General features: G+C 64.0%; 11 protein-coding genes. 2 read left to right on the top strand and 9 right to left on the bottom strand.

Translation table 11 applies throughout. The annotated features are described in order from the left end of the window. Positions 1-110: 110 nt before the first annotated feature. Both V5F74_RS16685 and V5F74_RS16680 read right to left on the bottom strand, forming a co-directional pair. Positions 111-2126 carry a ParB/RepB/Spo0J family partition protein gene (locus V5F74_RS16685; RefSeq protein WP_394009279.1) on the bottom strand — a complete coding sequence of 672 codons (2016 nt, stop codon included), beginning with the start codon at positions 2124-2126 and terminating at the stop codon, positions 111-113. Between the two features lie 395 nt (positions 2127-2521). Further along, positions 2522-2875, bottom strand: coding sequence for a DUF2958 domain-containing protein (locus V5F74_RS16680; protein WP_394009277.1), 354 nt, complete (start codon positions 2873-2875; stop codon positions 2522-2524). Positions 2876-3237: 362 nt separating this feature from the next. On the opposite strand from V5F74_RS16680, the gene V5F74_RS16675 reads away from it, so the two are divergent. Beyond that, positions 3238-3627, top strand: coding sequence for a helix-turn-helix transcriptional regulator (locus V5F74_RS16675; protein ID WP_449361629.1), 390 nt, complete (start codon positions 3238-3240; stop codon positions 3625-3627). Between the two features lie 112 nt (positions 3628-3739). Here V5F74_RS16675 and V5F74_RS16670 read toward each other — a convergent pair whose 3' ends face one another. The 5 genes from V5F74_RS16670 to V5F74_RS16650 form a co-directional block, all read right to left on the bottom strand. Continuing rightward, positions 3740-5620: a UvrD-helicase domain-containing protein gene (locus V5F74_RS16670; protein ID WP_394009275.1), complete on the bottom strand. Its 1881-nt coding sequence runs from the start codon at positions 5618-5620 to the stop codon at positions 3740-3742. Continuing rightward, positions 5617-7938, bottom strand: a complete 2322-nt coding sequence (locus V5F74_RS16665; RefSeq protein WP_394009273.1) for an AAA family ATPase — start codon at positions 7936-7938, stop codon at positions 5617-5619. The genes V5F74_RS16670 and V5F74_RS16665 overlap by 4 nt, the downstream gene beginning before the upstream one ends. 298 nt (positions 7939-8236) lie before the next feature. Then, positions 8237-9493 carry a tyrosine-type recombinase/integrase gene (locus V5F74_RS16660; protein WP_394009656.1) on the bottom strand — a complete coding sequence of 419 codons (1257 nt, stop codon included), beginning with the start codon at positions 9491-9493 and terminating at the stop codon, positions 8237-8239. Positions 9494-9809: 316 nt separating this feature from the next. After that, positions 9810-11387: a glutamine-hydrolyzing GMP synthase gene (gene guaA / locus V5F74_RS16655; RefSeq protein WP_029557068.1), complete on the bottom strand. Its 1578-nt coding sequence runs from the start codon at positions 11385-11387 to the stop codon at positions 9810-9812. Positions 11388-11495: 108 nt separating this feature from the next. Then, complete coding sequence (locus tag V5F74_RS16650; RefSeq protein WP_029557069.1) at positions 11496-11717, bottom strand: hypothetical protein; 222 nt, start codon at positions 11715-11717, stop codon at positions 11496-11498. Positions 11718-11820: 103 nt separating this feature from the next. On the opposite strand from V5F74_RS16650, the gene V5F74_RS16645 reads away from it, so the two are divergent. Next, complete coding sequence (locus tag V5F74_RS16645; RefSeq protein WP_394009271.1) at positions 11821-12417, top strand: T4SS efffector SepA family protein; 597 nt, start codon at positions 11821-11823, stop codon at positions 12415-12417. Positions 12418-12427: 10 nt separating this feature from the next. Here V5F74_RS16645 and V5F74_RS16640 read toward each other — a convergent pair whose 3' ends face one another. Together V5F74_RS16640 and V5F74_RS16635 are read right to left on the bottom strand one after the other, a co-directional pair. Continuing rightward, on the bottom strand, positions 12428-13729 hold the full coding sequence (locus V5F74_RS16640; protein WP_394009269.1) for an RsmB/NOP family class I SAM-dependent RNA methyltransferase: 1302 nt from the start codon (positions 13727-13729) through the stop codon (positions 12428-12430). Between the two features lie 22 nt (positions 13730-13751). Further along, entirely contained in the window at positions 13752-14414 is a 663-nt protein-coding gene (locus tag V5F74_RS16635; protein ID WP_029557071.1) for a 5'-methylthioadenosine/S-adenosylhomocysteine nucleosidase, read from the bottom strand. Positions 14415-14495: the final 81 nt, after the last annotated feature.

Genomic DNA, 14495 nt, shown 5'->3' with positions numbered 1-14495 from the left:
CCGTGGCGGTCATCGGTCGGTCGCGTGGGGGATCACCCCGCGCGACCGAGATTTTTCAGGTTGTGAGAGGCAGGAAGGCCGGGACCGCATAAGCGATCCCGGCCCGGTCCTCACTCAGCGGCTTGGACGAACATTTCCGGCTCCGCGTCCAGCGACGCGGGCCTTGCAGTGCGCAGTACGGGCGGCAACCAGCCGGTTCCAGCCAGAAGCTGCTCGGCAGCCTGCGCCATCTCCGTCTTCTTCAAGCCCGCGATCCGTTCTCCCGCTTCATCGCTGACGGCCTCCCGCACGGCGGCGAGAATGTGCGCCTTGGTGACGCGACCGAGATAGGTCTGCACGGTCGGGGTCCAGTGCGCCGCCATGTCCAGCGCCACCGCGCTCGCTAGCGTCTCCACCGTCGCGCGGGCATTCGGCTTCTGCTCCCACGGTATCCTCACCCCATTGACGGTCAGCGCGGCGCAATGGGCGAGCAAGGCCATGACGCTCGCCTGGTCCAGACCGGCGACGAAGCCCCACAGGTCCGCCACGCCGCGCGGCATGTCCGACGCCCATCCGGCATGACGATCCGCCAGCGCCTTGGCGACGGGCGTATCGTCGATCCCATCCGCGTGGGAAGCGAGAGAAGCGCTGGTCAACCGGATTTCGAGGCAGGAGGCTTCCCCGCCACGATAGAAAGTCTGCGCCGCCAGCGCATGAACCACGGCGATCAGCGCCATGTCCGGCTGCTCGCCAAGGATGAGCCGCAAACCAAGGGTGCGATGGGCGGTCAGGTCGCGGATGAGAAGGTCCGAAAGCGGCTTGCCCGCATCCTCGGCCTCCTCCTCGTCGTCCGGCTGTGGTTCGGCATCCTCGCCGCTTCCCTCGTCCCCGACGATTTCGCCATCTTCCGTGATGGTCGCCTCCTCCACGTCCGTCGATTTCGGAGCCTCGTCCTCGGCCCGGATGAAACCGCGTTCGATACGGGCCGTGCCATCGTGGTTCAGAATGACGAACACACCACCTCGCGCGATTTCGTCGGTGTCATAGGCGTGGCGCTTGGCGTCGATCCGCTCGATCTCCGCTTCAAGCTCGCCGAACCGCCGATCCGCCTCATCCGGCAGTTCTTCGTAACCCTCGCATTCCGACGACAGGCAGTCGTAGTCCTGCTGTGCCGCGCCGTAGGCTGTAGCGTCTTCCTCCGACAGGTCCACCGGATGTGGATAGCTGCGGCGCATCCCGTGCGCGTGGGGGAAGTCGATGTGGACGGAAGCCCACTTCCATCCCTCGACTGCCTGTACCTCGGCGGCGATGCCTTCCAACTTGTCCATGACGAGCCGATCCAGCAGCGCGGCGTCCTCGAAATAGCCGCCCCGGTCCTCCGTAAATAGGTCGCGGATGATGGTGCCGCCTGCCTCGGCATAAGCGTCCGCCCCGACGAAGATCGCGCGCCGGTCCGCCGCCGCGACATTCATCCTGGTCAGGTCGCGCCGGATGATCGAAGGCTCGCGGTTCCACGACAGGTTCTCGTAGACCTGCTCCTGCCGGTCATGGTCTTCGGTGATCGCGAAGGCCATCAACTGGTCCAGCGACAAGCCGCCGTCCCGATAGACCTGCATCAGCTTCGGGCTGACGGCACCGAGGCGAAGCCGCTGCCTGACGACATGAGCGGTCACGCCGAACCGGGCGGCGATCTCCTCCGCGCCCCATCCGCGATTTTCCGCCAGCTCGCGGAAACGCTCGAACTGGTCGGCGGGGTGCATCGCCTCGCGGGTGACGTTCTCGTCGAGGCTGATCTCTATCGCATCGTTCTCGGTATCCAGAACGCAGCGGATCGGTTCAGACTTCTTAATCTGCTTGCGCTTCACGCGCAGCATCTGCGCCAGCCTGCGGCCTTCGCCGATGGTGACAAAATAGAAGCCGGTCAGTTCGCCGTCCGTGTTCGTTTCCGGCGCCACCACCAGATTTTGCAGCATCCCCTTGGCGGCGATGCTGGCCGCCAGCGCCTCGATATGGGCTTCGCTGTGCGGGGTCTTGCGGGCGTTTCGGGGCGACTTCTTCAACTTGTTCAACGGCACGAACAGCACCGCGCCGTTCTCAATCGCGGAAGCCTCGAAAACTGTGGCGGTCGTTTCGATGGTGTCGGTCATGGTTTTGATCCTTTGGCTTGGGTTGGAGCGCAGCGCTGCGCTGCAACCCTGGCCGTCGCCGAGACCGGGGGGTGCAAGGTGCAAGGGCAGCCGGGACGGAGGGGGATCACCCGGCCTGCACAAGCGGATCGGAACTGTTAGGGCGAGTGTGAAGCACGCATCCGCGCGGAAGGCGGGGGAAACCATCCCGGCCGAGCGTCAGCGATCCCTTGCGCCGCGCCAGGGGGCAGCGCCCCCAAGCACCCGACCGGCGCGAGCGAAAGCGAGCGCCGGGAATGATGACCGGATCAGGATGCGCAAAGCCGTAGAACCTGAGAGCCGAGCATCCTGATCGCCGTCTTTCCTCATGGGCACGACGAAGCGCCCCGCTCGAAGGCGGGGCGCGGTTGCGATCGTCAGTCGGTGACGATCCTGCCGGATTGACGGGCGCGCTGAGTGTACCAGCTCAAGGAATGCTCGGCCGTGAAGAAGAGGTCACGCTCGACCGGAAGCCGGAGCCGTCCGCGAAGCGAGCGGATTTCGGCAAGGCTGACATAGCCGAGCTCAGGTTCGCCAAGGCCGAGATCGCAGAGGCCAAATAGGCGGTCGGGGTCTTCGGGATCGGCTTCGGTAAGAAGCCAGGTGGCGCCGGCGTCCGGTGTGAAGAGCTTGACGACGGGGCGCGGATCGATGTCCTCGCCGGCGGCGCTGCGAGCTCCATTGGCGAGAAGCCGGGCATAGAGTTCGTTGGTGATGAGCGCTGCGGCCATGTCGGCCTCCCTTCGATGTCACCCTCCGATCGAGGGCGAGGAGGCGTTCGGCCGGCGCAATCGAGCGGCGCGGTCAGGCCCTACTCGGTCTGGTGCGGGCCGGGCTTGACCGCGCCGCGGCGGCGGCCAGCGTTACCGGAGCTTTTCGAGAGGGGAAGATCGAAGGCCACAGGCAGCGCACACTCGAAGAAACGACAAATCCGGACCTCCGGTAGCAAGGGTCGTGGAGTCGCCCGCGCTCACCTTCCGTTTCTTTCGCGATGGCCGCCGATTTCCGCACGCCCACCTCTGGAGTCTTCAATACGCAGGCAGTGCGCGTCACCTTGGTCGCAGTCATTCCACTGCGATCGAGGGCGATCGACATGAAACACGAACAGCTTACTTCACAAGAAGATCCGGCCTTGGCCTCCGACACCGTGCAGCTACCCGCCAACGAGCCTGTCGAGAGCGGCTCCAAGCGGTTTCAGCCGCCCGCTGCCCTGTTCAAGCGCGTGATCCGTCGCCCGGAGCTTCGCAAAATCGTGCCGCTCGCCGACACGACGATCTACGAGATGGAACAGCGCGGCGAGTTCCCAAAGCGCTTTTTTCTGACTCCGCGTTGCGTGGTGTGGGATTTGGCCGAAGTTGAGACCTGGCTCGATGAACGGCGCCGCGCATCGGATGCGGACATCGTGCGCAAAGCATCTCCGCCAGATGTTCGTCAACGGCGTGCGCGACCAGTGAAATCATCGCTTCAGCGGCATGACCGATAACACGGCGCCATAAGCCACACTTAGGTAGCTCACCGGCGTCCCTGAGAGTTACTGCCGACTGAGCGCATCGAATTCATCCGATTACACCTTCAGTACTGTCCGCGACCACCCTTCAGGCGGCAACAATCTCGATCTCGTCATCGGCGAACCAGCCACGCTCAAGGAGCGCGGTGCGCGCCAAGCCGGGATCGTCGGAATAATAGACGATGGCGAGGCTCTCCTCCGCTCGGCTGCAGGTCACGTAGAAGAGACGACGAGTGCGGGCGATGCTGGTGTCGTTACCCGCTGCCTCATTTTCGAGGTCGGTCTTGGTCTTCTCTTTGGTCCCCATGAGCTTGCCGTAACTGAACAGGAAGCCACGTGCTTCATCGTCGCTGATCACCACCATAACACGCGGGAACTCGCGCCCCTTCACACCTTGATGGGTATCAAACTGCGACACGCCACGGACATAGCGATCATATTTTTCGATCTCGGGGAAAGGTGCGTCGAGCGCCCGACGCCAAGCACCCGCCTCGGTGCTCGCATCATCTTCCGGCTCGGTCGCCGCATCCGCGAGCACCTCGGGAACGAACGGTTGCAGCACCTCGGGAATAACAAAAAGCTCTGTCGCGGCCACGTAGCGCAGTACGGCGCGTAGGGTCGGCGGGTTCTCCGCCAGCAGCAACACCTTGAGGCCATCACACGCAACCTTCGCGCGTTCAAGCTCCGCTTGCTGCTTATCTCCAGCGTCCGCCAACCGCTGGCGATCCAGCAACGGTGAGGTCCGGCGGATCGCCGCTGCGGTCGCGAAACGGTCGCCCGCCGCCAGCGCGTTCGCCAGCGGGAGCAACTCGCGGGTGAAGAAGCCCAGACCGCGGCCCGTGCCGTCGAGCAACCCCGTGCGCATCGGTTCGTAGGCGTAAAGCGACCCAAAGAAATGTTCGAACCCGAAACGGCGCGCCGACATTAGATGTTCAAGGGCGAGCATCTTCACCCCGTCGCGGTCGGGGAGCCAAGCCTCATCGCCAGTCAGCTCGGCCATTTTCGTTGCCGCTGTCGCTTCGACATCCCTCTTGTTGCCGACAGTTTCTGGCGCGAGGAACAGCCGAACGGTCCCCTCGGGAGCGTCACTGCGCGCCTGCTGCTCCTGTTTGTCGTCGTCGGAGCGGATCTTGTTTATGAGCGCAATCACGCGCTTGGGACAGCGGTGGTTCATCGCCTTGCGCGGCTTTGCCCAGGTTTCAGGAATTGCCTCGGCGAGGCCGACCTTACCATCAGCGTAAATGCGCTGCATGGTGTCGCCGAATAGTCCCAAGCAGAACTGTGCTGGGAAAGCCGCCTGGACGTCGAGCAGCGCGTCCATAAGGCGTCTTGCGGTGTCCTGGCTCTCGTCGATCAAAAGGATCGGATAGCTGGCAATCAGGAGCCGGCGCAGGCCCGGCTTTGCGTTCAGAAACGCCGCGGTCATGGCAATAACCTCGGCGTGATTGAGCGAATCGCGCGTACGATTGTCTCCGGTTGGGCTGTAGATGAACCTCGCTATCGTTGGGAGGCCATCACGGCGCCGTGTCTTGCTCTCGATCGACTGCGCACGCTCAATCGCAGCTTTGCCCGACCGACCTTTCGCCTGCTTCTCCTCGAGATCGGCAATCTCGGCGAGCAGGTTTGTGTCGAGCCACTTGCGAATGTCGTCGTCATGGCCGCGTATCAGCGACCACGCGAAAGCGTGGATGGTAGAAACGTCGACCCGCGGATCGAATTCGAGCCGCTGCACGATCTCGTCGCAAGCGGCATTGGTATAGGTGATGATCGCGACCTTCTGACCGGTCAGTTTCAGCTCGCGGCCTTGGCGCTCGCACAGGTCACGTACTGCCTGGACCAGCGACCGGGTCTTGCCAGAACCAGCACCCGCGTAGAGGAAGAAGCTGCGTGGCGCGGCAACATCCAGACAGGTGCGAATAGTCTCGTCCGCCTTCGCATCAAACAAATCGTCGGCATTCGCGCTGGTCATGCGGCCACTCCCTCTTTGGCCGGCAATATCTCGATCTGTTTCTTCTTGAGTCGCTCCTGCAACCAGGTCAGACCTTCGTTGATATAGCGCGGCACGCTCAGGGTTTCGAACATCTCGGCATCAAGTACGTCGAGAGCGAACTCAGCCTTCTTCCCGGTTTTGAGTGCCGTGAACATCGCCGCGCCAACCGTGGTCGCGCCGCCCCCCGCAGCGATCGCGTCGCGGAACTTGGCGACCAGCCCGGTCCCCGGAAGCGCAGCGAAGAAGGAAAGGTTCTCAAATGCGAGCGCATCCTCGAACGTATAGGGATAGGCAGTCTCACTCGTGGCGGCGCCCGGAAGCGTCACATCGACCGGCAACTGATAAGCGGCGCGCACTGCGAACAGCGGATCACCTGCGGGTTCGAGTGTTCGCTCCGCCGGCGTGGCTTCCCATAACGCGTCGACGCTGGTTCGCGCCGGCACCCATTGTCGAAGCGTTGTGTTGTTGGTGCTCTGTCCCTCACCCGGTCTGGGCGGTGCCGATGTGGTCGTTCCGGACGCTTGGCTGTCGAGATCGGTGATGATCAGCGTGAGCAGACCAAGATGTTCGATCAGCGGACGAAGGCGATGGGCATGGCTGCCGCCGATCTCAAGCAGGGTGATGTAGCTCTTGCTGAGTGCCTCAAATTTGTGGCGAATAAAGTTGGGAACGATCATACGTTCGGCCGGCCCTTCGACCAGGATGGCGGCATCCGCGAAGAACAGGTCGGCGTGTTGCGCGCGCAAGTAGCGCGTCACGAACCGGGCCGTCTCGTTGCCCGCACCGAACACCTCCGAGAGATTGATAACCGTGGAGACTGGTATCCGCGACACCATGCCGGCGGGCAGGCGCCGGAAGTAGCGCAAACATTCGAACGATACCTCATGCGCGACATGGCTCGAATGCGTACTGACCACGAGTTGGCTGCGCCGCAGTTTGGTGTCTCTGAGATCTGGATGGGCGCGAAGTACTTCGTAGGCTTTGTTGATGAACACCTGCTGCACCTGCGCGTGGAGATGCGCCTCGGGCTCCTCGACTAGGACGAGGTGCAGCGGCTCTATCACGGCAGCGGGATTGGTGATCGCGGCTTTTCCCACACGCATCCACGAATCCCGGAAGCTCATCAGTCGGAAGATCATCGAGATGAGGTTCTGATAGCCGAGCCCGTTGTTGTTTTCGGGTAAGCGCAGCACCGGCACCACCGCTTCGCCCTCTGCTGGCGTCACGTCGACCACGAAGGTCACCGCCGAGGAGTGGTTGAGCCCGTCGATCGCCTTTAGCCGAGTCGATACCTTGGGCTTAGGGTCGGTGACGCCGGGATAGCCCATGCCCTCGACCTCGCTGAACGCAGCTTCAAAGCTCTCCGTAAGCTTTTGATCGAAAGCGTCTTGCGCCGCTTCGATCGCCTGCAGCGCCCCCAAATCCTTGACATCCGGTACCTTAGTCGGATCGAGGTGCTTGGAGTAATAGCTGCGCAGCTGATCGGAGAGCCGACTGCCGGACGATCCGGCCGGCGCCTCCTCGTCCTCATCGCTCGGCGCTTCCTCGCCGAACCCGCGCTGCGCCGGAATATCGTGGATGCGCACCAGCCCCTTCAGCGGTTCGCCCTCAAGGCTGAGTGAAGCGGCGGGCAGCGATTGCGGGCGCGCCTGGCCATTGAGCGGAGCTTGGAGCTGCGCGGGATCGAGGGTGAATGCGCGGATGGTGAAGCTCTTGGCCAGCCGCCGACTCAAGTAATCGACAAGTGTCGACGGCCATAGCGTGAGCTTGGGCTCCGGCCTCTCCTGACCCTCGGCAGCAATCTTCTCGGCATGCGCCTGCGTCGCAGCGGCGCGCAGTGCCTCGGCATCGGCAACCGCAGCCAAGAAATCCTTATAGAGATCACCAAGATTGCTTGGCTCGTAGCGGAGTCGCACCCCGAGCAGACCGCCTTCCCAATCCAGCGTCGGAATCAGGTCGCGAACGTGGTGCATCTCCCCGGGATCTACGTCGAACCAGAGATCGAGCGTGGGGAGCAGCGATAGCCACGTCTCAAGTGTGAGCTCGACTACTTCATCGGTCCGCTTCGCGTCGATCCAACTCCGGCCTATCCGATCAATCGCCGGCCAATGACATAGCGTAACGTCATAAATTTCGAACGGACAGCGTCGCGGTACGAGGAAGCGCCGCAATGCAAGCATTGCCGAGCTCTTGCCACTGTTGTTGGCACCGACGAACAACGTCTGCTTCTCAGCGAGGTCGATTCGCACCGACAGTAGTTTACGAAAGTTCGCAATCTCAATGAATTTGATGAGCACGTTCTCCCCCCGGAGCAATAGCTTAATTACTTCAGCCCCTCCGTTTGCTCACCTCGCGATGGCGAAGGAGAAATTCACTCAAGAGCTGTTTGCAGTCTATGTTCTTTGGTGATCATTTGGAACAGGTGGCTGATTTAGGCTCAGCTTTGCTGATCGCCACAGGTCCGCCTCGCCCCGCGAAGAGGGTTGGAGAGGGTCAACCGCTTGCTCAGGCCGGATCGATTCCATCTGTTTCTGCAGGGCCGGCCCGGGAAATCAGAAGCTGTCGAGGCATCGGTCGCTACTGCGTTGTCTACGATCAGGGTGCCGCTTCCCTCACCATAAACGCCATCGACGGCGGCAACAGCGCCGGCGCGCGCTTCACTCCGTTCACCCAGGCATCGACCATGTCAGCCCATTCCTGGAGCATGTGCCGGCGCTGTGGTTCATATTCCGCCTTGTTGTAGACGCCGCGCGATGAGCGACCGTCCTCGTGGGCGAGGCATTTTTCGATCCAGTCGCTGTTGAAGCCCATCTCGTTCAGGAGCGTCGAGCCAGTCCGGCGGAGGTCGTGGACCGTGAAGGGCTCCAGCGGCAGCCCCTCCTTCTTCGCTCGCGCTACGACGGCCGTGGTCACACGATTGAACGTCGCGCGCGACATGGGGGCATCGGCGTCATAGCGGGACGGCAGGAGGTAACGTGAGTTGCCGGCGCAGGTCTTCAAGGCGATGAGGATGTCGAGCGACTGTTGCGACAGATAGACGTTGTGCGCCTTCGACCGCTTCATACGCTCCTTCGGGATGGTCCAGACGGCGTTCTCGAAGTCGACCTCGTCCCAGACCGCGTCCTGCAACTCGCTCTTGCGCACCATGGTGAGCAGGATCAGGCGCAGGCCGAGACGTATGGTTGGCAGCGTCGGCACGTGCTCGATCTGCTGGAGCATGATCTTGATCTCGGCCGGCGACAGCGCCCGGTCCTTCGGCTGGAAGGTCGCGATCGAGGCAGGCCCCACTTCGTCGGCCGGGTTCGGCACCTTCTCGCCGTGCAGGATGGCGAAGGCGAAGATCTGTTTGACGATGTCGCGGGCGTGTATGGCGGTCGCTGGCGCGCCGCGCTCCTTCACCTTGGCGCAGAGCTGGCGCAGATCATCCGGCGTCACCTCGGTCAGAAGGCGGTTCTTCCAGGCAGGGAGAATGTCGCGATCGAGGATCGCCTTGCGCATGGAGCGGGTGCTTTCCGCCATCCGCGCTTCCTTGATCCATAAGGCGCTCACCGCACCGAAGCTGCGCTCCATGGCCTTGCGCCGTTTGTCGCGCTGTTTCTCGTGCGCGGGAGAAAGCCCCTCCGCCACGTGCTTGCGGGCCGCGATGCAGCGCTCGCGGGCTTCGGCCAGCGTGAGGCCATCGGCGCCATAACGGCCGATCGTCAGCGTCTCCCGGCGACCGTTCAAACGGTAGTCGTACCGGAAGGTGATTTGGCCTGTCGTGGCGACGGAAACGTACATACCGTCACGGTCGGCCACCTTGTATAATTTATCTTTTGGTTTCAGCCTCTTGATGGCCATGTCGGTGAGCATGGGGACGGCCTCGTTGACGATCCAAAGCGCCTTTTTGAGCCCCAATTTTACCGTCAAATCCGATACCGTCAATCAACGATAATAATCCTTATAAAACAGCGCACTAACTTGGTTTTCGGTGAGCTGCTTCAGTTTTTTCCCTGACGGTAGAGCAAAAATCCGGCTGACAGCGAAAAACGCATACCGTCGCGCGCACCGTCAGAGCCCATCGCTTCAAGGCGATAGGCTCCGATAGTGAACGCTTGATTTTTTGTTTTATTTCAGCTAGTTATGATGATGTTGCGATAGTTCGCGAAACGCCGCGAACCACATCATTTCATTCCCACTCGATGGTCCCCGGGGGCTTCGACGTCACGTCGTAGACCACGCGGTTGACGCCCTTCACCTCGTTGATGATGCGGGTGGCGGTGCGGCCGAGGAAGGTCATGTCGAAGGGGTAGAAATCGGCGGTCATGCCATCCACCGAGGTGACGGCGCGCAGGGCCAGGACGTGGTCGTACGTGCGGCCGTCGCCCATCACGCCCACGGTGCGCACGGGCAGGAGCACGGCGAAGGCCTGCCAGATCACGTCGTAGAGGCCGGCGTAACGGATTTCTTCGAGATAGATGGCGTCGGCCTTGCGCAGGATGTCGAGCTTCTCCTGCGTGACCGCGCCGGGGCAGCGGATGGCGAGGCCGGGGCCGGGGAAGGGGTGGCGGCCGACGAAGCTCTCCGGCAGGCCGAGCTCGCGGCCGAGCGCGCGCACCTCGTCCTTGAACAGGTCGCGCAGGGGCTCCACCAGCTTCATGTTCATGCGGTCGGGCAGCCCGCCCACATTGTGGTGGCTCTTGATGGTGACGGACGGGCCGCCGGCGAAGGAAACGCTTTCGATCACATCCGGATAGAGCGTGCCCTGGGCGAGGAAATCGGCGCCGCCCACCTTCTTGGCTTCGGCGTCGAACACGTCGATGAAGAGCCGGCCGATGGTCTTGCGCTTCACTTCCGGGTCTTCAACGCCCTCCAGTTCCTTCAGGAACAGGTCGGCGGCGTTCACATGGACGAGGGGGATGTTGTAGTGGCCGCGGAAGAGGGAGACCACCTCGTCCGCCTCGGCCTGGCGCATCAGGCCGTGGTCCACGAACACGCAGGTGAGCTGGTCGCCGATGGCCTCGTGGATCAGCACGGCCGCGACGGAGGAATCCACCCCACCGGAGAGGCCGCAGATGACCCGGCCCGTGCCCACCTGCTCGCGGATGCGGGCGATGGCGCGCTCGCGGAAGGCGCCCATGGTCCAGGTGCCTTCGAGGCCCGCCACCTTGCGCACGAAATTGGAGAGAAGGCGCGCGCCGTCCGGCGTATGCACGACCTCGGGATGGAACTGCACGCCGTAATAATTGCGCGACACGTCGGCGATGGCGGCGAAGGGGGCGTTCTCGGAGGTGGCCACCACCTCGAAGCCCTCGGGCAGGCGGGTCACGCGGTCGCCGTGGCTCATCCACACGGTGTGGCGCTCGCCGGGGCGCCAGACGCCGTCGAACAGGGGCACGGACTTCTGGACCGTCACCTCGGCACGGCCGAACTCGCGGTGGTGGCCCGCCTCCACCGCGCCGCCGAGCTGCGCCGCCATGCACTGCTCGCCGTAGCAGATGCCCAGAACCGGCACGCCCGCCGCGAACGCCGCATCCGGCGCCTTGGGGCTCTGCCCCTCGATCACCGAGGCCGGGCCGCCGGAGAGGATGATGGCCTTGGGCTTGAGGCGGGCAACGGCCTCCTCCGCCTTCTGGAACGGCACCACCTCGGAATAGACCCCGTCCTCGCGGACCCGGCGGGCGATGAGCTGCGTCACCTGGCTGCCGAAATCGATGATGAGGACGGTGTCCTGGGAGGTGGCGGGCGCGGCGGGCGCTGCATTCATTGGGGCAAGCCTTGGGCCAGAGGGCGAGTTTCGCACCTCCTTTAACCGCAAAGCGCCGATTCCAAAAGTCAAGCGCCGCGCAGGGCTCGTATGAGCGCGCGGCGCGGGTCAGATGCGCGTCCAGAACGGCTCGCAACCGGTGGGCGGGTTCACGGCGCCGGAATGCCGGCGCTTCAGCTCGGCACAGCCGAATGAACGGGCCTGTTCGGGGAGGCGGGAATTGATGGCGGTGCCGATCTCGTCATAGGGCTCGCCGGAGGCATAGACATAATAGGCCCAGTAGCCGCCGACGAGGACGACCACGAGGAGCAGCAGGCGGATGAGACCCATGGCCTGTCCTTTCAGCGCAGTGGCATACGCGCGGACAACGCCCCGCTTGCGCTGAAAGTTCACCCCGCCTTCGACTGTCTTGACGTTATACGGCGTATGGCTTATGCGTGAATTACAGAGGGATGGGCTGCAAGCGATGCCGGTTTCGATTTCGATCTCAGACGAAACATACCGTCGGCTACAGGCTGTTGCCGAGCCATTTGTCGACACCACGCCCGAAACTGTGATCGTCAAGCTACTTCTGGCTTGGGAAAGAGGCGGCACTGGCCCCTCCAGCGTAACCCATTCTAATGAAGCCGGAGCTTCCGCTCGTAGGAGGTTTGATCCCAGGAATCCGCCCAGCCTAACGCACACGAAGATGACAGCAGCAAGTACCCATAACCTGCCGATTCCAAACCCTACATGGAACGGTCTTATGGAGTTTGTCCTACGTCTGGCGTTAACGCGCTTAGGGGCACTTTCCGAACTCCGACGGATCGTAAACGTTAACCTGATCGAAGGAGCAAAGAGTGATGAAGGTTATCGCTACGTTCCGGGAGGTAATTTTTCGGTTCAAGGCCAAGATGCCAATGCGGCTTGGCGAGCTATCGTACAAGTCGCGGATCACCTACAGATCGGAGTTTCAGTCGAGTTTGAATGGAGAGCTAAGCCAGAAGCGCAGTATCCGGGCGTTGAGGGTCAAATGATCCTGGAATTCTAATGCCCCCGCCTCACCCCGCCCGCTTCATCACGCTCACGAAGAAGCCGTCCGTGCCGGTACGGCGCGGGGTCATCAGCAGGCCCTCGCGGCTGGCCAGTGCCGCTTCCGCCAGCGCGGGGCCGGAGGCGCCCAGCGCCAGAACGGCCTCGGTGGGGGCGACGGGGGAGAAATCCTCCCGCTTGTTGAGGAGGGCGCGCACCTGGGCGCCGTTCTCCTCGTCCAGAAGCGAGCAGGTGACGTAGGCCAGGCGGCCGCCGGGGCGGACATAATGGGCGGCCTGTTCCAGGATCTTGGCCTGTTCGGCGGTGCGCTGGGCCAGCGCGCCGGGGCGCACGCGCCATTTGGCGTCGGGGTTGCGCCGCCAGGTGCCGGTGCCGGTGCAGGGGGCGTCCACAAGGACGAGGTCCATCTTGCCTTCGAGGTCGTGCAGCACGTCCTCGGCGCCGCGCGGGCTCCGCACCTGCACATTGCGCACGCCGGCGCGGGCGAGGCGTTCGTGCATGGGCTTCAGGCGGCGGATGTCGCTGTCGTGGGCGTAGATCTGGCCCTTGTTGTCCATCAGCGCGGCGAATTCCAGCGTCTTGCCGCCGGCGCCGGCGCACAGGTCCAGCACCTGGCTTCCGGGGATGGGGCGGGCGAGGATGGCGGCGAGCTGGGAGCCCTCATCCTGCACTTCCACCTCGCCGCGCAGGAAGGCGGGCTCGGCGGAAACCGGCGGCGCCTTGCCCTCGGAATCAAGCCTGATGCGCAGGGCAAGGGGCGAGAAGCGGCAGGGCTCGGGGTGAAGGTGGGAGAGTTCCGCCTTCACCGCCTCGGGCTCGCCCTTCAGCGTGTTTATGCGCAGATCCAGCGGGGCGCGTGCGGCCAGCGCCGCGCCTTCCTCGATCACGCTCTCGCCGAACACATGCCGCAGCGAGGCGTGCAGCCACTGGGGATAGTCGCCGCGCACGAAGGGCGCCGCGCCCTCGAGGCTTGAGTCCGCGAGGCGGGCGCGCTCGGCCTCCGAGAGGGGCGCCGGGGCGAAGCGTCCGCCATCGGCGAGCGCCGCGATATCATCCACCGAAAGGCCGCGCATGAGCGCCAGCATGCCGAACACCAGGGCACGCGGCTCCTCCGATCCCATCACATGGGCGGCGGAGGCGCGCCGGCGCAGGGTGTCGTAGAGGATGCCGGCGATGGCCGCGCGGTCGCCCGATCCGGCGAAGCGGTGGGAGAGGCCCCAGTCCTTCAGCGCATCGGCGGCGGGGCGGCGGCGCGCGGAGAGGTCGGCGAGGATCTCGATGGCGGCGGAAAGGCGGGCGGCAGGGGTCACGGTGGCTCTTCTGGTTGTCGGGTCAGGCCTGCTTCACGGCGGGGGCGAGCCCCTCCGCGGTCAGCTGGCGGGAGAAAAGGTCCAGGGCGCGGGCCAGTTTCTCGTCGATGATGTGGAGATATTCGGTCCAGTCGGCATAGCCGGTCAGCTCAGCCTTGCCGTCGCTGATGCCGCGCAGGCCGAGGAGGGGCACGCCGTGGCGGCGGGCGGCGCGCAGCACGGCGAAGGTTTCCATGTCTACCATGTCCTCGGCGATGGCATCATAGGCCGCGCCCGAGATGATGGCCCCGCCGGTGGAGAGGGAGGCTTCCGGCACGCCGGCGATGCGGTGGGGCAGCTCCACCACCACCGGCTCGTCGAGGAAGGGCGTCTTGCCGCGTTCGAAGCCGAGCGCCGAGGCATCCATGTCGCGATAGGCGACCCGGGCGACCTGATAGACTTCCGCGTGATCGAGCCGCCGCGAGCCGGCCGACCCCAGCGTCACCACCAGGTCCGGATGGCGGCCCTGATGGTGCAGGATGGCGAGCGCCCGCGCCGTCTCCACCGCCGCCTCCACCGGGCCGACGCCGGTGATGAGCGGGTCGATGCGGGCCTTCAGGTGCTCTCCGTATTCCTGGCTGGTCGCCATGACGAAGAGGACGTCATGGCCGCCGAAGGCGAGGACGTGGCGGGCGGGATCGGTCATCGCAAGTTCCAGTGCGAGCACCCGTGCGGGCGCCCCGGGCGCAAGGACGAGACTCCTCGGACGCCACGGCGCGCCTGTCAA

It is taken from the genome of Xanthobacter aminoxidans, assembly GCF_043193615.1.
Lineage (GTDB): Bacteria > Pseudomonadota > Alphaproteobacteria > Rhizobiales > Xanthobacteraceae > Xanthobacter > Xanthobacter aminoxidans.
Note: the sequence above shows the minus strand (reverse complement) of the source record. Positions and strands in the feature narration are given on the sequence as shown.